The sequence below is a fragment of the Blautia sp. AF26-2 genome, from assembly GCF_003460955.1.
GTDB lineage: Bacteria > Bacillota > Clostridia > Lachnospirales > Lachnospiraceae > Fusicatenibacter > Fusicatenibacter saccharivorans.
Window position 1 is genome coordinate 1 of record NZ_QTWD01000016.1, and the last position, 17,882, is coordinate 17,882.

21 protein-coding genes and 2 pseudogenes are annotated in these 17,882 nt (G+C 42.7%); 14 read left to right on the forward strand and 9 right to left on the reverse strand.

Features of this window, described 5'->3' with window-relative positions; translation table 11 throughout:
• Positions 1-623 (reverse strand): AlbA family DNA-binding domain-containing protein (locus DWY63_RS16460; RefSeq protein ID WP_199607241.1); only part of this gene is annotated, 623 nt, incomplete at its 3' end.
• 114 nt (positions 624-737) lie between these two features.
• On the opposite strand from DWY63_RS16460, the gene DWY63_RS16465 reads away from it, so the two are divergent.
• Complete coding sequence (locus DWY63_RS16465) at positions 738-2,150, forward strand: relaxase/mobilization nuclease domain-containing protein (RefSeq protein ID WP_117802652.1); 1,413 nt, start codon at positions 738-740, stop codon at positions 2,148-2,150.
• 322 nt (positions 2,151-2,472) lie between these two features.
• On the opposite strand, the gene DWY63_RS16470 is transcribed toward DWY63_RS16465, so the two are convergent.
• From DWY63_RS16470 to DWY63_RS16480, 3 genes are all read right to left on the reverse strand, one after another.
• Entirely contained in the window at positions 2,473-2,793 is a 321-nt protein-coding gene (locus DWY63_RS16470; RefSeq protein ID WP_004613343.1) for a hypothetical protein, read from the reverse strand.
• A gap of 146 nt (positions 2,794-2,939) precedes the next feature.
• Positions 2,940-3,257, reverse strand: coding sequence for a hypothetical protein (locus DWY63_RS16475; RefSeq protein WP_004613345.1), 318 nt, complete (start codon positions 3,255-3,257; stop codon positions 2,940-2,942).
• Positions 3,254-3,478, reverse strand: a complete 225-nt coding sequence (locus tag DWY63_RS16480; protein WP_004613346.1) for a helix-turn-helix transcriptional regulator — start codon at positions 3,476-3,478, stop codon at positions 3,254-3,256. Before DWY63_RS16480 ends, DWY63_RS16475 begins: the two co-directional genes overlap by 4 nt.
• A gap of 240 nt (positions 3,479-3,718) precedes the next feature.
• Between DWY63_RS16480 and DWY63_RS16485 the strand changes: the two are divergent.
• Positions 3,719-3,955, forward strand: a pseudogene (locus DWY63_RS16485) (tyrosine-type recombinase/integrase); the annotation flags it as partial.
• Positions 3,956-4,256: 301 nt separating this feature from the next.
• Here DWY63_RS16485 and DWY63_RS16490 read toward each other — a convergent pair.
• A complete protein-coding gene (locus DWY63_RS16490; RefSeq protein ID WP_117802668.1) occupies positions 4,257-4,775 on the reverse strand; it encodes a nitroreductase family protein in 519 nt (172 codons plus the stop codon).
• Between the two features lie 150 nt (positions 4,776-4,925).
• On the opposite strand from DWY63_RS16490, the gene DWY63_RS16495 reads away from it, so the two are divergent.
• Complete coding sequence (locus DWY63_RS16495; protein WP_004613349.1) at positions 4,926-5,279, forward strand: winged helix-turn-helix transcriptional regulator; 354 nt, start codon at positions 4,926-4,928, stop codon at positions 5,277-5,279.
• 273 nt (positions 5,280-5,552) lie between these two features.
• Here the strand turns inward: DWY63_RS16495 and DWY63_RS16505 are convergent, their stop codons facing one another.
• Entirely contained in the window at positions 5,553-5,909 is a 357-nt protein-coding gene (locus DWY63_RS16505) for a helix-turn-helix domain-containing protein (RefSeq protein ID WP_002570974.1), read from the reverse strand.
• A gap of 259 nt (positions 5,910-6,168) precedes the next feature.
• On the opposite strand from DWY63_RS16505, the gene DWY63_RS16510 reads away from it, so the two are divergent.
• Together DWY63_RS16510 and DWY63_RS16515 are read left to right on the forward strand one after the other, a co-directional pair.
• Positions 6,169-7,023, forward strand: coding sequence for a GNAT family N-acetyltransferase (locus DWY63_RS16510; protein ID WP_117802653.1), 855 nt, complete (start codon positions 6,169-6,171; stop codon positions 7,021-7,023).
• Complete coding sequence (locus DWY63_RS16515; RefSeq protein WP_117639753.1) at positions 7,016-8,227, forward strand: MFS transporter; 1,212 nt, start codon at positions 7,016-7,018, stop codon at positions 8,225-8,227. Before DWY63_RS16510 ends, DWY63_RS16515 begins: the two co-directional genes overlap by 8 nt.
• 221 nt (positions 8,228-8,448) lie before the next feature.
• Here the strand turns inward: DWY63_RS16515 and DWY63_RS16520 are convergent, their stop codons facing one another.
• Positions 8,449-8,643 carry a hypothetical protein gene (locus DWY63_RS16520; RefSeq protein WP_117639754.1) on the reverse strand — a complete coding sequence of 65 codons (195 nt, stop codon included), beginning with the start codon at positions 8,641-8,643 and terminating at the stop codon, positions 8,449-8,451.
• Positions 8,644-8,679: 36 nt separating this feature from the next.
• On the opposite strand from DWY63_RS16520, the gene DWY63_RS16525 reads away from it, so the two are divergent.
• The 5 genes and pseudogenes from DWY63_RS16525 (at position 8,680) to DWY63_RS16560 (ending at position 12,873) form a co-directional block, all read left to right on the forward strand.
• The gene (locus DWY63_RS16525) at positions 8,680-9,093 is read left to right on the forward strand and encodes a sigma-70 family RNA polymerase sigma factor (RefSeq protein WP_117802654.1); all 414 of its coding nucleotides are present in this window, start codon (positions 8,680-8,682) and stop codon (positions 9,091-9,093) included.
• Positions 9,094-9,923: 830 nt separating this feature from the next.
• Entirely contained in the window at positions 9,924-11,453 is a 1,530-nt protein-coding gene (locus DWY63_RS16535) for an ABC-F family ATP-binding cassette domain-containing protein (protein WP_005342725.1), read from the forward strand.
• Positions 11,454-11,472: 19 nt separating this feature from the next.
• Positions 11,473-11,766 (forward strand): annotated as a pseudogene (locus DWY63_RS16540) (YjdF family protein); the annotation flags it as partial.
• 1 nt (position 11,767) lies between these two features.
• Entirely contained in the window at positions 11,768-11,953 is a 186-nt protein-coding gene (locus DWY63_RS16545) for a cysteine-rich KTR domain-containing protein (RefSeq protein WP_117510411.1), read from the forward strand.
• Between the two features lie 506 nt (positions 11,954-12,459).
• Entirely contained in the window at positions 12,460-12,873 is a 414-nt protein-coding gene (locus tag DWY63_RS16560; RefSeq protein WP_006775169.1) for a sigma factor-like helix-turn-helix DNA-binding protein, read from the forward strand.
• Between the two features lie 182 nt (positions 12,874-13,055).
• Here the strand turns inward: DWY63_RS16560 and DWY63_RS16565 are convergent, their stop codons facing one another.
• On the reverse strand, positions 13,056-14,444 hold the full coding sequence (locus DWY63_RS16565) for a HAMP domain-containing sensor histidine kinase (RefSeq protein WP_006775168.1): 1,389 nt from the start codon (positions 14,442-14,444) through the stop codon (positions 13,056-13,058).
• Between the two features lie 4 nt (positions 14,445-14,448).
• Positions 14,449-15,150, reverse strand: coding sequence for a response regulator transcription factor (locus DWY63_RS16570; RefSeq protein ID WP_006775167.1), 702 nt, complete (start codon positions 15,148-15,150; stop codon positions 14,449-14,451).
• Positions 15,151-15,306: 156 nt separating this feature from the next.
• Here DWY63_RS16570 and DWY63_RS16575 point away from each other — a divergent pair, with 156 nt between their 5' ends.
• The 4 genes from DWY63_RS16575 to DWY63_RS16590 are packed head-to-tail and all read left to right on the forward strand — an operon-like array spanning position 15,307 to position 17,871.
• Positions 15,307-16,071: an ABC transporter ATP-binding protein gene (locus DWY63_RS16575; RefSeq protein ID WP_006775166.1), complete on the forward strand. Its 765-nt coding sequence runs from the start codon at positions 15,307-15,309 to the stop codon at positions 16,069-16,071.
• Positions 16,068-16,793 carry an ABC transporter permease gene (locus DWY63_RS16580; RefSeq protein ID WP_006775165.1) on the forward strand — a complete coding sequence of 242 codons (726 nt, stop codon included), beginning with the start codon at positions 16,068-16,070 and terminating at the stop codon, positions 16,791-16,793. The genes DWY63_RS16575 and DWY63_RS16580 overlap by 4 nt, the downstream gene beginning before the upstream one ends.
• Positions 16,794-16,808: 15 nt before the next feature.
• Positions 16,809-17,573, forward strand: a complete 765-nt coding sequence (locus DWY63_RS16585; RefSeq protein WP_039892263.1) for an ABC transporter permease — start codon at positions 16,809-16,811, stop codon at positions 17,571-17,573.
• A gap of 4 nt (positions 17,574-17,577) precedes the next feature.
• Entirely contained in the window at positions 17,578-17,871 is a 294-nt protein-coding gene (locus DWY63_RS16590) for a hypothetical protein (protein WP_117639756.1), read from the forward strand.
• The last annotated feature ends 11 nt before the right edge of the window (positions 17,872-17,882 follow it).

Genomic DNA, 17,882 nt, shown 5'->3' on the forward strand with positions numbered 1-17,882 from the left:
GTACAGAACATACGGGAGTTATAAACCGTGTGCTGATCGGTCATGAGTTTTCCGGCATTGGTCAGGAGTCCATTTTTATCAGTCAAACCAAAGGAAACATAATCGGATGGCTCAAAGCGGAGACCGGTCCGTTCCAGATAGGTTGCTTCCAGAAGTGTAAAGCTGTAATCCTTTTTTACCGCGTCTGTTGTTAGGGTATCAAAGGACTGATTGGTTCCCTTTAAGATCAATTCATTTACAATGTAATCCGGGGCAATTACGCTTTCATTTCCAACACGGATATATGCTTCCATCACTCCGTCTGCCTTGTAATAATATGGGGTGCTGCGGCCGGGAGAAACCTCCAGAGCTAATAGATTTTTACCATCTTCCTGTAATGGTTTTAAGATAAACTGAGGTAATGGTGTGATTCGTTCTTTGATTAAGCGGCTGATTGCCTCAGCATCCTTTTGAACATCGGACAAGCCAATAGGTTTCCGGTCATCAGAGATTCCGAAAAACAGAGTTCCGCCGATTCCATTAGAAAAGGAACTGACACTTTTTAACCAGCTTTTGGGTTTTTTTATTTCAAGTGCAACTTTGAAATCACATTCGGTTGCTTCAGCAATTAGCTGTTCTATCATAAAATCCCTCCTTTGAGGTATTGGTAGTTTCTTTATATTATACCCATAAGGAGAGTTTATTTCAACGATAGGCACAAAGAGTTCAGAGAAAATATTTTGAGAGGAGGGCTTTTTATGGCAACTACAAGAATCATGCCGCTTCATGTCGGCAAAGGCCGCACAGAGAGTCGGGCGATCAGTGACATCATCGACTATGTGGCCAATCCAAAGAAAACAGATAACGGCAGGCTCATTACCGGCTATGCGTGTGACAGCCAGACTGCGGATGCGGAGTTCCTTCTGGCAAAGCGGCAGTACATTACCGCTACCGGACGAGTGCGTGGTACAGATGATGTGATTGCCTATCATGTGCGCCAGTCCTTCCGCCCCGGTGAGATTACCCCGGAAGAAGCAAACCGGCTGGGCGTAGGATTTGCAAAGCGTTTTACTAAAGGCAATCATGCCTTTGTAGTCTGCACTCACATAGACAAGTCGCACATTCATAATCACATTATCTGGTCATCGGTCAGCTTAGAATATGACCGGAAATTCCGAAACTTTTGGGGCAGCACCAAGGCGATTCGTCGGCTAAGTGACACCATCTGCATTGAGAATGGACTGTCCATTGTAGAGAATCCGAACCCTCATGGAAAGAGCTATAACAAATGGCTGGGCGATCAGGCAAAGCCCTCTCACCGAGAGCTGCTTCGTGTGACGATTGACAACGCATTATCACAAAGCCCTGCTAATTTTGAGGAACTGCTGAAGCTGCTGAAAGAGTCCGGCTGTGAAGTATCAAAGCGCGGAAAATCGTATCGTCTGAAGCTCCCCGGTTGGGAAAAAGCCGCCCGTATGGACAGCCTGGGCGAAGGATATGGATTAGATGATTTGCAGGCGGTTCTCTCCGGGAAGAAAGCACATACCCCACGAAAGAAAGTGGTCGCACAGGCAGGGCCGCCGAAGGTCAATCTGCTGGTTGACATTCAGGCAAAATTGCAGGCAGGAAAAGGTGCTGGCTATGCTCGTTGGGCCAAGGTTTTTAATCTGAAACAAATGGCACAGACCATGAATTACTTGTCAGAGCATAACCTGCTGGAGTATGCGATTTTAGAAGAAAAGGCTGCGGCTGCCACGGCACATCACAATGAGCTTTCGGCGCAGATCAAGGTGGCTGAAAAGCGCATGGCAGAGATTGCTGTTCTGCGTACTCACATCGTAAATTATGCCAAGACCCGTGAGGTCTATGTGGCATACCGCAAGGCGGGCTACTCTAAGAAATTCCGGGAGGAACATGAGGAAGAAATTCTGCTCCACCAGGCTGCTAAGAATGCCTTTGATGAGATGGGCGTCAAGAAGCTGCCCAAGGTCAAAGAGTTGCAGACAGAGTACGCGAAATTGCTGGAAGAAAAGAAAAAGACTTATGCCGAGTACCGGCGTTCCCGTGAGGAAATGCGGGAGCTTTTGACGGCAAAGGCCAATGTAGATCGAGTGCTGAAAATGGAGGTAGAACAGGGTGTTGAAAAAGATCAATCAATTATAATGGGTTAGTTTTTAATAATTCCTTTATCATCAAAGCATTAAACTGTATTCTAACGATATGCTCGAAAGAAGGTGTGTTCATAGTCTCCCCCTTTCCGCATATGCTGAAATATATAAACGGAAATACCGTCTATACCTTTGGAAAATACGAAAAGAAGGTCAAGAAAAAAGTCCGCACAAAATAATTTGTTTGTACGAACTTTTAATATTGTAAATATTTAGTTGTTGATAAAATATTGTTAGGTTTTTGTTGCTCGTATGGAATTATGTTTAAGACTTTCCATAGTACAAGCCCTCCTCACAGCACTTTCTCGTATTACACCTTTTCTATTTATTTTAAGAGCAATTGAATAATAGTTACGAATGCCCAAACAAAAAATAGAACACCGTCCAACTTAGCAACCAAATTCAAGACTTTATTTTCTATTTTTTCTACTCCGCATATAGCATTAAAATTTATCAGAGAAAATGCTAAAATCAATAAAGAGTAGTTTGATAAATTGTTACTATCCCCATTATAAAGGGCAAAAGCATATCCAGCCCAAAGAGGAAGTAAAGCAACTAAAGTAAAGCCTTTTAAAAACTTCATGTCTTTTCTTTCACTTGAAAAATAATTTCCTTTTAAATTTTCTGTTAAATGTTTGTCTGCCATAATAGCAACTCCTTTCAAGATTGTTGGAAGTTATCTCCCTCTTTTATTATAATTTTTTTCAATCTAATTGTAAAGTATTTCTTACTATTTGTATTAAAAAATCGTGCCTGTTTTTTTACAAGGAAAACAAGCACGAAAAATATCCATCATTCAATCTTCTTATATATCAAGATTGCAACAACTTGTATCGTTAATACAATATTATATATCCATTGTACACCGTTAGCCATACTATAAAAATCCATAGGTGTTCGCATAGAAAGTTTCGCAAAAACATTGACAAGGATAATAAATACAATCGTAGAGATAATACTTGCTTTGCCGATAATTGCCCGTCCTCTTTCATCTCGTGATGTTTTCAAAAAGAATAGTACAATTACAGCAATAGTAATAGGAACGCAGTAATATGTTCCTATTATAAGTATTGTTTTATTATTGATAATCGACTCAAACAATTCTATCATTTTTGTGCCTCCTCAAAGTCAAATAAATCTTCAATCGCTACATCAAATACTTTCGCAATGCTATATGCCAACAACATGGACGGATTATATCGGTTTCTTTCAAGCTGTATAATTGTTTGCCGAGATACTCCAACAAGGTCAGCGAGTTCCTGTTGGCTCATTCGTTTTGTAGCTCTATAAATATGTATCTTGCTGTCAAAAGAATACTTTTGCTTTGCCATTTAGCCACCGCCTTATTTTAAATTCATCTTATTATAACATATTCCTTACTTTTTGTGCGGAATTATTGTGATACCAGTGTTGGTATTATCTGATTTGCCACAAAGCAGATTGTATCCCTTTCTTCCTCTTGATTACCCACCACTGAAAAGAAAAAGCCCTGTCAAGAGCTTTGCCACCATTGGTGGTGCTTTGCACTCTTTACTGGGCTTTTTGTTTGCTGTATCTTTCATACAAGAGGTGCCTTATTTGTCCGTATGGTAAAGAAATACAACAAGCACCACAAGGACAATCCCTTGCCACATATCACACCGCATACGCTGCGCCATACGTTCTGCACAAGGCTGGCAAGCAAGAACATGAACCCAAAAGATTTACAGTATATCATGGGGCATTCAAACATCAGTATCACAATGAACTGGTACGCTCATGCGTCCATAGATACCGCAAAATCAGAGGTTCAGCGTCTAATCGCATAGAAGTATTTACCACGATTTTAACCACGATTGACAGGAAAAATATAAGAAGATAGACCTAGATATGTGAGGTTTACCACAAAAGCAAAATGCCCGTAGAGCCTATAAAATAAGGCTTTGCGGACATTTAAGAAGATAGTCAAAAAGACATATATATTATTAAAAAATATGGAAAAGGAAAAGTAAATTCTTATTGTTCAGTATTAAGAAAAGACGGGCGTGACGGTTATGGTTGCATAGCCGTTGCGTCCGTTTTTTTCGAGTAATGTAATATGTTTTTTGTTAACGCTCTTGAGAATGCTTCTTATAGTCTCTCAAAAGAAACCAATTCATCGAGAGAAATCCTCAGTTGCTCATGTCTTTCAGTACTTACTGCCTTTTCAGTGGAATATCCGATTACTAAAATGTTGATCGGCTCTAAATTATCGGGCAAATCAAATTCTTTTCGGATAATATCAGGATTAAAGTAGCACACCCATACTGTGCCAAGCCCCAGCTCTGTTGCTTCCAGCATCATGTGGTCTGTCAAAATGGACGCATCAATATCCCCAGTTTGTTTTTTATCAAATGGACGAACCCATGCCTTGTTATGGTCTGCACATACAATAATGGCAAGAGGCGCATTATAAATATTTGCCCCTTTACTAATTTTTTCTAACCCTTCTTTACTTTCTACTGTGATTAAATGCACCGGCTGTAAATTTGCTGCTGTGGGTGCAACATGGGCAGCTTGTAAAATTTTATCAAGTTTTTCTTTTTCCACTTTTTTGTCGCTATAACTGCGTACAGAACACCGTTTTTTTGCAATCTCAATGAAATTCATCATAGTCAACCCTTTCTTTGTGCTGTATAATTTAATGGATGATTCAATCGTCATACTAATTTTAACATGGTGCAAAAGAATAACAAGATTGCACTTTTAAGGTAGATACTTCCCTCAAAGAAAGTACCTCAAAAGGAGTGGATTTATAAAATGAATTATCAAAAACATCAATTTAGCTGTCCGGTGGAAGCTACTCTTTTTTTAATTGGAGGAAAATATAAACCTCTAATTCTTTGGCATTTGATAGAAAAACCTCTACACTATATGGAATTACAACGCTTGATTCCAAAAGCAACTCCTAAAATGCTTTCACAACAACTTCGTGATTTAGAAGAATGTGGCATGATTCATAGAGAAGTTATTCCAGAAAAACCGCCGAAAACGCTTTATTCGCTTACTGCTTTCGGAAAGAGTATCATTCCCGTATTAGATTCTATGTGTAATTGGGGAACAAGTTTTCTTGAAGGATTAGATATTACGCCCTGCTGTAACTCAAAAGACTAAAACATAACGGGTTGTTTTGAGTGTATAACACAAAGTTCAAAATAATTGATCAGTATTTAGATCAAAAGTGTTCGCAGAACGCGCAGCCACAGAATGAAATTCTGTGTTCAAAGGGGCTTGGGGGCGCTGCCCTCAACAAGCAAGCGGAGAGGAAAATCACGGATGGATTTTCCTCTCTGCGGGTCGGTGTGTATTAACACCGGCATTGCTTGCCCCTTTCTTTGCAGAAATGAAAGGAGCCAGTGAGGAAACAGTCAAATTTCACTCACCGGCTCAATTCGTTTCAAATTTCTCGGATAATTCTGTTAGTTCTTTCGCAGTCTCCTGTGTATGGTGCAAGAGGGTTTCACGCATTTCTGACGGACAGCTACAATAAAGCATCTTCATCTGATTGGCTCCCTCATCTTCTGGAGAAACATTTGGATTGATCAGAGTGTCCAGAGAGAGCGGAAGCACTTTTGCCAATGCCTTCAAAATCAAATAGGACGGATTTATTTGTCCCTTTTCAATGCTGGCAATCTGCTTGACAGATACATGGCTCAGATCCGCAAGCTCCTGTTGCGTCAGGTCTTTTTTCTTTCGGGCTTCCCGCATTTTTTGCCCCAAAGCGGTCAAATCATCAATCGGCATAATCACTCACCTCAAATATATTCTATCGTGCCGATTTGCACAAAGGAATAACCTTATTATGCCGGTCGATAGGAATGATTATACTGATTTTTGGTAGAACGAGAACCAAAGACTATTTTTAATATTTGTTTTTCAAGTATAATTACAGTATAATAAATGACCCATCTGAATTTAGAGAGGATTTTCAAAATTCGCAATAATTATTAAAACAATCTTTTTTGATTTTGTTATTATGCTTGATGGAAAGGAGGGAACATAAATGGGCAATCAATCAGTTATCAGCATAGAGGCAGTCATTGACTATATCGAAAGTCATCTTGACGGAAAGCTGGAATTAGAAACGGTTGCGGAGGCTGTTCACTATTCAAAATATCACTTACACCGACTATTTACCGAAACCGTAGGAATGACGATTCATGATTATGTGCAACGCCGCCAGCTTACAGAGGCGGCAAAGCTTCTGGTCTTTTCGGATAAACCTATTATAGAAATTGCTTTTATCTGCGGATACGAGAGCCAGCAATCGTTTTCATTAGCTTTTAAGGCCATGTATAAATCGCCACCTGCGGAGTATCGTGAAGAACGGAGCTTTTATCCTTTGCAGTTGCGGTTCATTTTACATCGAAGAACGACGGCTATGGAATTTACAATACAGGATATTCGGCTAGCAGAAAAGAAAGATATTGTCGATTGGATGAACTTAATGTGGCTTGTTATTGATGGGTATCCTGTAATGGATGAAGATGACTATTTAGCTAAACTGGAAGAAAGTATTGACGAAAAGCGTGCGCTTGTGCTAAGGGAGGGAGATATTCTCATTGGAGCGATGGCATTTACCTATTCTCCAGGCAGTATAGAATTTCTTGGCGTACATCCGCAATATCGAAATCGCGGACTTCAAAAGTTATTCTTGGATGCCTTATTGGAAACATATCTTCCAGGGCAGGAAATCAGCACAACAACCTTTCGAGAACAGGACAAGGCCGATACAGGGCATCGAGATATGCTATTGCAACTTGGTTTTGCCGAAAAAGAATTGCTGACAGAGTTTGGCTATCCCACGCAGCGCTTTGTGCTCCCTCCTAAAAAACAGGAGGATATACAACATGGATGACACGCAACGCACCGGCTGGCAGAAAAGAATACTCCTTTTCTTAACCAGTCAATGTATCACACTCTTTGGCTCTACGCTTGTTCAAATGGCGCTCGTTTGGTATGCAACCATGCAAACATCCAGCGGCGTGTGGGTGGCTGCATTTACAGTCTGTTCCTATCTGCCGCAATTTCTCATTTCATTTATAGGCGGCGTATGGGCAGACCGATACCACAGGAAAAAATTGATTATAGGCGCAGATCTGCTGATTGCATTGGTCACTTTCGTAATGGTATTGGCAATTCCGCATATTTCATCGGAGCCTGCTTTGCTCGGCGGTTTGCTTGTTATGTCGGTCATACGATCCTTGGGGGCAGGAATACAAACTCCAGCAGTCAATGCCGTTATCCCACAGCTTGTCCCGGAAGATCAGCTTATGCGGTACAACGGCATCAATGCAACAATGCAGTCTATTGTTAATTTTGCGGCTCCAGCGGCGGCAGGTGCAGTTTTTGCAATCAGCACATTGAGAATGACGCTTATGATAGACATTGTAACGGCGATCTTGGGAACGGGCCTATTGTCCTGCTTGGCGCTTCCGAAACAAAATACTTCCATTGAGAAGGCCAGCGTCTTTTCTGACATGAAAATTGGCGTCAAATACGCTTTTGCAGACAAACTAATTGGAAAGCTTTTAATCATCTACGGACTATTCACTTTCTTTTGTGTTCCAGCAGGCTATCTTGCAGGACTTCTTGTTCGGCGAGTATTCGGTGATACTTACTGGTATCTTACCGCAGTGGAAGTAGTAGGGTTCGCAGGTATGATGGCAGGCGGAGTTATTATGAGTACATGGGGAGGTTTTAAGCACCGAGGAAAAACTTTGTCAGTTGGACTTTTTGCGTTTGGCTCTTTTGCAATCGGAATGGGCTTTTCAAAGAATTTTATTTTTTACCTTGGCCTAATGGTATGTTATGGAGTCGCATTAACAATGGTGCAAACAGCAATTACCACTATGTTACAAGAAAAAACGGACACCTCTATGCAGGGGCGTGTATTTGGATTACTTGGCACGATGTATGCTGGCTTTTTACCGATTGGTATGGCTATGTTTGGCCCTTTGGCTGATATTCTTCCCTTGCAGTGGATTATGATTGGATCAGGTATAGCCCTTATTGTAATTGCAGGTATAGCTTATTATAGTCGGGAACTCAAAACAATCTAAAAGAAAAAAGTCGCCCAACGGGAATAAAAAAAACCGTTGTTTCGGCGGCTGGGTATTTATGCGCCAAAACAAAATACAGTGGCCTTACGGCGGTTTTGAAATAACATATTTCAGAGCCGCCGTTTCTTTTTCGACGATGCTCATGCGATCAGGAGGGCGGTATATAGGAGGATACCGCCATGCCAATTTTCGTCATTCATAGCACTCATGAGCTGCACCAATTAAAAAAAGTCTTGCTCCGCCTCCGGGGAGATATGACTACTTATCGGCATTATCATTCCTACTAAAGCAGAAGAATCATAGTCATTTTTGTTGCGCCAGTTTCCCATTGCGGGGAGCTGGCGCTTTTTATTGTCGATTTTTCGGGAAAGCTCCCGAAGTATGTCGTTGTCGATCCCCTCCTCCTTTCGATTCACTCGTCAATCGCCCGTGAATCGAAATGGAGGTACATAATGAAGAAAGTCAATCTTAAGGACTTATATCCCGATGTTTACAAAAACGATCACTTTGTAGAAGTAACCGAAGATGTGCTGGAGACGATCCGAGCTGCCGAGCGTGCAGAAGCTGCCTATGACCGGAGGATGTATCGCTATAAAGCGCATTACTCCTTGGACTGTGACAATGGCATTGAAAATGCGATTCTGACGAAGCCCCAGACACCGGAAATGCTTCTGGAGGAAAAGCAGCTGCGGGAGAAGCTTTATGCCGCAGTGATGGCTCTGCCGGAGAAGCAGGCCAAGCGGATCTATGCCCGATACTATCTGGGAATGACGGTAAATGAAATTGCCGAAGTAGAAGGTGTAGATCCACGCCGTATCCGTGACAGCATCCGGCGTGGTCTGAAGCAGCTGGCAAAGTATTTTTAGGGTAGAATAACAGAGGGCGCAAGGTCTCAAAGTGCTTCTGCATAAGACCTTGCGCCCTACCTATTGTAGTAGCCTTAGAGGTGTATTTTGTAAAGCTATCTTTGAGTGAAGAAAACATCGGTGTACAAGGGGTACAAACAAGATAAAATAGAAATGAGGGGCGATAGAGCAGAAATGTCAGATTTTCCACTCTATCTGAACACGGTCGCTGGTGGCCTTGATCGTAGAGATCAAACCATCGGCGGCTTTTCTTTTGTCGTCAAAATCTATGCTGTCCCAGTTGTCGAGATAATAGGATAACTTCTTTATCTGCTGGGGAGATATGATTTCAACGCTCAATTCAGCGATTGCCTTTGAAATGGTCTGGCGTCGGGTGTCCAGTTCTTCAATTTTTTTGTTAGCGTAGGCAATGTAATATGATTTGATATTACATGATATATTATTTCATAAGATTGACAAAGAAGAATGTTTGTGCTATTCTATATAAAAATATATCTCCAAAGGGGAGCAAGATATGAACTTTCATTTAACCGATCAGCGTAAAAAGAAAATCAACTCTGTACAATCCAAACCGATGAAACATTGTGCAGAGTATAGCGTATAAATGACGCATTTCGATTTCATCGGGAAGCCATAAAGGGGATTTTATACCCATTTTGAGAAAATGGCTTTCCATGCAGTTATAATGTGTACGAGGCTATGGACAATGTTTTGTCCATAGCCTTTTGTTTTTGGCGTTGCTATGCCAAAGGCAGAAGGCGGATACACTTGTGTATCTCTGCTTTCTGCCTTTTCTTTTTTCCAAATATATTAAGAAAGGTTTTTTTAAAATGAGCTTATTAGAAATTGAAGGACTAACACATTCTTTTGGTGAAAACCTGCTTTACAAAAATGCAGGCTTCACACTCAATAAAGGAGAACATATTGGCATTGTCGGGCAGAACGGAACCGGCAAAAGCACTTTAATCAAAATCTGTACAGAGCAGATCATACCAGACAGCGGGCGCATTGTCTGGCAACCGAATACTACGATTGGCTATTTAGACCAATATGCGGAAATCGACCATACCTTAACGATGAAAGAATTTCTCAAATCCGCTTTCACAAAGTTATTTGAAATGGAGGCACAGGCGTTGCAGCTCTATGAAAAAGCTGCTGACGGTGATATGAAAAGCCTTGAACTGGCCGCCCGTTATCAGGAACAGCTTGAAGCCCATGATTTTTATTCGATAGATACCGCTATTGATCGTGTCGCCAATGGGTTAGGACTTCTTGCGATTGGCCTTGACCGTCCGATTGCTGAAATGAGTGGCGGCCAGCGAGCAAAAGTGATTTTGGCAAAGCTACTGCTTGAAAAACCAGATGTATTGCTATTAGATGAGCCGACAAATTTTCTTGATAAAGATCATGTTGCATGGCTGGCGGAATACCTATCCTCTTTGGAAAATGCTTTTTTAGTTGTTTCCCATGATTTTGACTTTTTGGATAAAATCGCAAATCGTATCTGCGATATAGATAATGACACAATAACAAAGTATTATGGCACTTATTCTGAATTTCTGCGAAAAAAGACACTGTTGCGGGAAGATTACATTCGTCAATACTCAGCGCAACAAAAGGAGATCAAAAAAACAGAGGAGTTTATTAGGAAAAATATTGCTGGACGAAAAGCAAAAATGGCGAGAGGGCGACAAAAACAGCTTGATCGAATGGACAAAATGGAGGCTTTGGAACAGAAAGAGATTATTCCTCATTTTCATTTTCCTGTTTTACCGCTGACAAATACGGAGCATCTGCTGGTCAAACATCTGGCAGTTGGTTATCACTATCCAGTTCTATCAGATATTGATTTTAGCATAAAAGGCGGGCAAAAAGTTGTTATCACTGGCTTTAATGGAATTGGGAAATCTACTTTGCTCAAGACATTAATTGGACAAATCCCGTCCATGCAAGGTCATTTCAAATTTTCCGATCAAGTTACCCTTGGATATTTTGAGCAGGACTTAATATGGGACGAACCTGAACAGACACCAATTCAAATTGTTTCCAATGTCCATCCTGATATGGTCATAAAAGATGTTCGCAAACATTTAGCCCGGTGTGGAATTTCCAGTAAGCACGCAATGCAAGCGATTGGAACATTAAGTGGAGGTGAGCAGGCGAAAGTAAAAATGTGTTTGCTAACACTGATTCCCTGCAATTTTCTAATTATGGACGAACCCACAAATCATCTGGATGTTCAGGCAAAGGAAGCATTGAAATCAGCTCTTATGGATTTTGCGGGTACTGTATTGCTCGTATCACATGAAGAAGCATTTTATCGTGAGTGGGCACAGAGAGTTATTAGTGTCGAGAAATAGAAAATAGAATTAAGTATAGTATGAGGTCTATGATTTTCTGCTGAAGAATTGGCATAAATTGAAATTCAGTCCCCCGATCCAGATCGAAGTAGTCATAGAGCGAAAAATCAATCCCAAACGAATGCAGCGCGAAATTCAAAGTCAACTGCAAGATAAAGGCATTGGCACAAAGGCACAGCAGGCGTTGAAACTCCAGCATGAGCAATGTAAGCTGGAACGGAAAACCAAGAGCCGTGAGCAGAAAGAGGCTGAGAAAGACCGTCAGTTTGCCATACGGCAGGAAAAGAAGAAAGCCAAGCACAGAGGAAGATAACATGAAGATAGAATGGATTTTATGCCCCTTTTGCGGCAGCAAAACGCGATTGAAAATCCGCGATGATACAGTACTGGAAAACTTTCCGTTATATTGTCCTAAATGCAAACATGAAACCCTGATTACGGTAAGAAAACTAAATTTATCCATCGTTCAAGAGCCAGACGCACAGACGCAGAGCCGATAATACACAAGGTAAATTTACTTGTGGTTATCGGTCCTTTTTTATTTCAATATACGACGAGAGCCTGCCCCGCCCAATGGGGAAAGAAAAAAACCGTAGCTGGGCAGGTTGATTTTGTGCGCTTACTCTACTTACTTTGGCGGCGGTTTTGAGAAATCAGAGCCGCCGTTTCTTTGCGTTTACACAAACCTATAACGACTTGCAGGGACACGGTAGCCGATTGGAGGTTATTTTGCCGTGTCTCGTTTGCTTTTTCAAAGCTCACACGATCTACATCAGTAAAAAAAACATTGCTCCTCCTCCGGGCAAGGATAACATTGCATCGGCATTATCGTTCCGTGTAATTCAGTATAATAATGGCTGTTCTTGGCGCGCCAGTTTTCCCTCCCGGAAATCTGGCGTTTTTTGTTGCCATTTTTTCGGAGATGACCCGGTTTTTTGCCGGGGTCGGTCTCCGCCTCCATTCGATTCACTCGTCAATCGCCCGTGAATCGAAATGGAGGTACATAATGAAGAAAGTCAATCTTAGGGACCTATATCCCGATGTTTACAAAACTGATTACTTTGTAGAAGTAACCGAAGATGTGCTGGAGACGATCCGAGCTGCTGAGCGTGCAGAAGCTGCCTATGACCGGAGGATGTATCGCTATAAGGCGCATTACTCCCTGGACTGCGACAACGGCATTGAAAATGCGATCCTGATGAAGCCCCAGACACCGGAAATACTTCTGGAAGAAAAGCAGCTGCGGGAGCAGCTCTATGCGGCTGTGATGGCTCTGCCGGAGAAACAGGCCAAGCGGATCTATGCCCGGTATTACCTGGGTATGCGCGTGAGTGAGATCGCCGCAGCGGAGGGTGTAGACTCAAGCCGCGTCCGCGACAGTATTCGGCGCGGTCTGAAGCAACTGGCAAAGTATTTTTAGGATAGAATAAGCAAAGGGCGCGAGGTCTTAGTGCTTCTGGCACAGGACCTTGCGCCCCATCTATTGCAGTAGCTTTAGAGGAGTATTTCGCAGAGTTGTCTTTGGATGCAAAAGAAGCAGGAGACCTTTTTAGATTTCCGGCTTCTTTTGTGCTAGTGATAAATATCCAAAATGCTTTTGACTTAACTCAAGTGGGCTTTTGGGATTGTATCTATAGAGTCAAAAGTCAAGATGATTTTACATCCACAGTTAATCTTACTGTCAATGGTCATAGTCCCTTCATGTGCCGCTACAATTTGTCGAACCAAAACAAGCCCCAGCCCATGTCGAAGATCTAAGCGCTCATCTGTGCTTTCTAAATAATGAGGTTTTTCTTTTAGTTCTTGTAGTTTTTCTTCGGAGAGTCCTATACCATCGTCTTGCACAATAAGCTGAATGGCATTTTCCGTCCGTCTTAAAGATAACAGAATCCTACATCCCAGCGGATTGTGCTTCATACTATTTTGAACAAGATTATTCACGGCTCGTGAAATCAATCTGGCATCACATTCTAACATAGTGTTTTCAGCGTCAGTAGCAATTTCAATTCCAATATTATAGCTATCGGAAATTCCCATGTTCAATAGGTCTGCTACATAGGATCGCAGCAATTTGGATAAGCGAACCATCTCTTTGTGAAGTGGCTGCATTTCATATTCCAACTGTGAGACTAAATTCAAATCCTGCACCAGTTCTTTGATTTTTACGCTTTGCTTCCGTACTATTTCAGCCTGTTCTTGGATGGTCTTGCTGGCAGATTCATTTTCCGCAATGCGGCCCGCATACCCCATAATCATGGAGAGCGGTGTGCGGATGTCATGGGAAACACCGCTGATCCAGTTCGCCCGCGCCTCATTTTGTCTGTTTAAAATAGAAGAAGCCTTGTTCACGCTATTGGCAATTTCCGATAGTTCGCCGCTGATATGAAGTGAAACCGGCTTTCCGTCTGCTAAAGTTTCCACAGCAGACACAATCGGTTCGGTATTACGGATGATTTTGCGTTTGGAGAAATAATAGGCACAAAAGAGGCACAGTACATCCAATCCCAACATTCCAAGCACAAAGACGGGGAGCCGTCGAAGTGCTGAAATGGAATAGTAATTGCTGGTGAGTTTTGTATAGCTGTCTTTTGGATAACCCAATACCAACAGTCCATCATCGGTGTTCCAGACAAAAACCGGATAATCTTCAATATATCCTTTTGAAAACAATGCGACATCTTGAATAGTGTAACTTTCTGGCACTTCATCGGGCAAATCAACCGACCAATAACACTGTCCATCAGCGTTGAGATAAATTGCCCAAATATGATTCTGCCGGAGCTTTTGTACCGCATTGTCTAATAATCGCTCCGGTGTAGCGGCGGCAGCAGTCATTTCCAACATAGATTGCGGGGAAGAATTTCCATAATCCTCAGTCACAATCTTTTGAAAAGTTAGACTAAATACTACTGCGTTAAGAAACAGCAATATCAGGATAAAGGCAGCAAAAGACGCAAGATGTTTCGATATATAACTTGCAAATGATCTCATGGCATCACTTCCTTGATATCAGCTTATAGCCCAATCCTTTAATGGTTATCAGGGACACAGGTTTTGATGGATCGGTTTCAATCTTTTCCCGGACACGCCGGACATGAGCGTTTAGGCTGTTTTCATAGCCAAAAGGGTTATCACCCCATAATGCTTCACAAAGAGTATCTACGGTAACAATTTTTCCTGCATTGCGGGCAAGGGTTTCCAGCAAGGTGTGTTCTTTGGCAGTTAGGGAAATAACCTCACTACCCTTATGGACTTCGGCTCTACTGAAATCAATCGTACACCCATCTAAAACAAGCAGCGGAGAATCCTCTTTATAGGTTCGGCGCAGCACAGCATAGATACGCAGTAATAATTCCTGCGGCATAAAGGGCTTTGAAATGTAATCGTCTGCCCCAAGCCCCAAGCCCGATAGTTTGTCTGATGCTTCGTCTTTTGCTGTCAGAAAAATAATCGGTACACTGCTAAAAGTGCGGAGCTGCTGCATCAGAGAAAAGCCGTCCCCATCCGGCAACATGACATCCAAAACAATTAAATCGGGGGTTTCTTCTTTGGCGGTCAGAACAGCTTCCTTGACCGACATAGCGGTAAGGACAGTTTCAAATCCCGCATCTTTCAATATATCTGATACCATCTTCAATAACTCCTGCTCGTCATCTACCAACAAGAGCCTTTTACTATGCAAAAAGGAATTATCCATAGCATCCTCTCCAATCTGATTTCCTTTGTTTTTATTATATCATAAGCTGTCCATTTTGCAGCCTCGCTTCTTAAAAAGTAAGGTAAAAGTAAGGACAGGAGAATGTAGATGTCAGGTTGAAGTTGTATCATAAAAACATCGAAAGGAGATGTTTCTATGGACTATATCATTACAACGGAACAGTTGACAAAGAAGTACAAAAATTTCATCTCGGTCAACAATGTTTCGCTTCATATTCGCAAGGGCAGCATTTACGGTTTCCTCGGCCCCAACGGTGCGGGAAAATCCACGACTATGAAAATGCTGCTGGGCCTGACTGCACCGACAAAGGGCAGCTTTACCATTGACGGGAAGCAGTTTCTGGGTGATCGGATTGCCATTCTCAAAGAGATCGGCTCTTTCATTGAAGCTCCGTCTTTCTACGCAAACCTGACCGGGCGGGAAAATCTCGATATTATCCGCCGCATTTTGGGGTTGCCAAAAGCCGATGTGGAAGATGCTCTGGAGTTGGTGGGGCTGACCGAGTTTGGCGACCGGCTGGCAAAGAAGTATTCGCTGGGGATGAAGCAACGCTTGGGCCTTGCCGGGGCACTGTTAGGGCGTCCGCCGATTCTGATCCTGGATGAACCCACCAACGGCCTTGACCCGTCCGGCATCCACGAAATCCGCAATCTGGTAAAATCTTTGCCCAGCCTTTACGACTGCACGGTGCTGATCTCGTCCCATATGCTGTCTGAAATTGAATTGATTGCGGATGACATTGGAATTCTCAACCACGGGCGGTTGCTGTTTGAGGGTAGCATGAATGATCTTCGTCAATACGCCCTGCAATCTGGCTTCGCTGCGGACAATCTGGAAGATGTGTTCCTTTCTATGGTTGAGAAAGACAACATGGATAGAAAGCAGAGGGCAAAATTATGAAAACGCTGGCAATCGAACTTCGGAAAGAAAAGCGAACCGGCGTAATCCCCGTGTTGCTGGCTGTTGGCATCTTGGGAGCTGCCTACGCATTTGTCAATTTCATTGTGCGGAAGGACACGCTTTTGAATCTGCCGTTGGCTCCGATGGATGTCCTGCTGACCCAGCTTTACGGCATGATTATGGTGCTGAACCTGTTCGGCATCGTAGTTGCGGCCTGCATGATCTACAACATAGAGTTTAAGGGAAGCGCTGTCAAGAAGATGTATATGCTTCCCGTAAGCGTTCCCGCGATGTACCTGTGCAAATTCCTGATTCTGACGGTCATGTTTCTGGTTGCAATCATGCTGCAAAATTTGGCACTTGCACAGATTGGCATGACAGACTTACCGAACGGAGCATTTGAAATGGGTACGCTGGTGCGCTTTGCCGGATACTCTTTTATTACATCCATGCCGGTACTGTCGTTTATGCTGTTGATTTCTTCGCGTTTTGAAAATATGTGGGTGCCGCTTGGAATTGGTGTCGCTGGTTTTCTAAGTGGTATGGCTCTTGCAAATTCGGAGGTGGCACTTTTGCTGGTACATCCTTTTGTGATTATTTTGAAACCGGCGGTAGCTATGAGCGCCCAGCCAGATCTGATAGTTACCCTTGTTGCTTTGGCAGAAACACTGTTGTTCCTTGCCGTAGGCTTGTGGTTAGCGAAATACAGACGCTACGAGTAAGGAGGGATGATAGAAATGAATTTTTTGGATTTACTCAAAATCGAGTTTATGAAAGTAAGACGCTCCAAAATTATACCCTTGATTTTCATTGCACCTTTATTGGTAGTGATTTCCGGGGTTGCAAGTTTGAGCAACTATTTTACGCCGGAATACACTAATGCGTGGCCTGCCATGTTCATTCAAAGTGCGCTTGTCTACGCCTACTACCTGCTCCCATTCAGCATGATTGTAGTCTGCGTGATGATCGCAGGGAGAGAAACAGGAAATAACGGGATTCTGAAAATGTTGGCATTGCCGGTCAGCCGCTATACATTATCCATTGCAAAATTTTGTGTGCTTACCTTTTATCTATTCATGGAAATGGTGGTGTTTCTTGTTGTGTTCGTAATCGCTGGGGTGGTTGCAACACAGACAATGGGAATAACAGAAACCTTACCGATCCTGTATCTGTTGAAATGGTGCTTGGGATTGTTTCTGACAATGCTGCCATGTATTGCGGCTATGTGGGCAATCACCGTACTGTTTGAAAAGCCGCTTCTTTCCGTGGGATTGAATTTGTTATTTGTGATTCCCGGTGTATTGGTTGCGAATACGCCGCTGTGGATTGTTTACCCGTACTGTTACAGCGGTTATCTCGTATCCTGCTCGCTCCATGATTTTACAGCAGAAACTTCCGATGCCGCATTTTCGATGTTTCCATTCTTGCCGTGTGCGATTGTAGTGTTTGGTCTGTTTTTCGCGCTGGCTGTCACCCAATTTGGGAAAAAAGAAATGAGGTAAAACTATGGAAAAGAAAAAACTTCAATCAGTCAGTGTCGCTGCGCTCATTGTGAGCATATTGCCACTGGCTGCTCTTGCCCCGTCACTCCTGCACTTTTCGCTGTCGGCCGGAATCAGAACCGCTTGGGCCGGAGCCAATACCGTTTTTGTCCTGCTGGGTCTGACCCTTTCAGTGGTATGTGTGCGGAGCAAGGAAAGCCGTAGCATTATCAATATCGCATCCACAGCGATCAGCGTTTTTTGGGCACTGCTGATGGTGGGAATCATTGCACTTGCCTTGTTCCTTACTTTCGTTTAGTGAGGAAACGG

Bases quoted from the DNA above. Each gene is read 5' to 3' on its own strand.
- DWY63_RS16470 (WP_004613343.1), bottom strand. From the start codon at position 2,793: ATGGCAGACAAACATTTAACAGAAAATTTAAAAGGAAATTATTTTTCA.
- DWY63_RS16575 (WP_006775166.1), top strand. From the start codon at position 15,307: ATGGACTATATCATTACAACGGAACAGTTGACAAAGAAGTACAAAAAT.
- DWY63_RS16590 (WP_117639756.1), top strand. From the start codon at position 17,578: ATGGAAAAGAAAAAACTTCAATCAGTCAGTGTCGCTGCGCTCATTGTG.
- DWY63_RS16490 (WP_117802668.1), bottom strand. From the start codon at position 4,775: ATGAATTTCATTGAGATTGCAAAAAAACGGTGTTCTGTACGCAGTTAT.
- DWY63_RS16475 (WP_004613345.1), bottom strand. From the start codon at position 3,257: ATGATAGAATTGTTTGAGTCGATTATCAATAATAAAACAATACTTATA.
- DWY63_RS16545 (WP_117510411.1), top strand. From the start codon at position 11,768: ATGAAGATAGAATGGATTTTATGCCCCTTTTGCGGCAGCAAAACGCGA.
- DWY63_RS16465 (WP_117802652.1), top strand. From the start codon at position 738: ATGGCAACTACAAGAATCATGCCGCTTCATGTCGGCAAAGGCCGCACA.
- DWY63_RS16525 (WP_117802654.1), top strand. From the start codon at position 8,680: ATGAAGAAAGTCAATCTTAAGGACTTATATCCCGATGTTTACAAAAAC.
- DWY63_RS16515 (WP_117639753.1), top strand. From the start codon at position 7,016: ATGGATGACACGCAACGCACCGGCTGGCAGAAAAGAATACTCCTTTTC.
- DWY63_RS16510 (WP_117802653.1), top strand. From the start codon at position 6,169: ATGGGCAATCAATCAGTTATCAGCATAGAGGCAGTCATTGACTATATC.
- DWY63_RS16535 (WP_005342725.1), top strand. From the start codon at position 9,924: ATGAGCTTATTAGAAATTGAAGGACTAACACATTCTTTTGGTGAAAAC.
- DWY63_RS16495 (WP_004613349.1), top strand. From the start codon at position 4,926: ATGAATTATCAAAAACATCAATTTAGCTGTCCGGTGGAAGCTACTCTT.
- DWY63_RS16505 (WP_002570974.1), bottom strand. From the start codon at position 5,909: ATGCCGATTGATGATTTGACCGCTTTGGGGCAAAAAATGCGGGAAGCC.
- DWY63_RS16565 (WP_006775168.1), bottom strand. From the start codon at position 14,444: ATGAGATCATTTGCAAGTTATATATCGAAACATCTTGCGTCTTTTGCT.
- DWY63_RS16570 (WP_006775167.1), bottom strand. From the start codon at position 15,150: ATGGATAATTCCTTTTTGCATAGTAAAAGGCTCTTGTTGGTAGATGAC.
- DWY63_RS16560 (WP_006775169.1), top strand. From the start codon at position 12,460: ATGAAGAAAGTCAATCTTAGGGACCTATATCCCGATGTTTACAAAACT.
- DWY63_RS16585 (WP_039892263.1), top strand. From the start codon at position 16,809: ATGAATTTTTTGGATTTACTCAAAATCGAGTTTATGAAAGTAAGACGC.
- DWY63_RS16480 (WP_004613346.1), bottom strand. From the start codon at position 3,478: ATGGCAAAGCAAAAGTATTCTTTTGACAGCAAGATACATATTTATAGA.
- DWY63_RS16580 (WP_006775165.1), top strand. From the start codon at position 16,068: ATGAAAACGCTGGCAATCGAACTTCGGAAAGAAAAGCGAACCGGCGTA.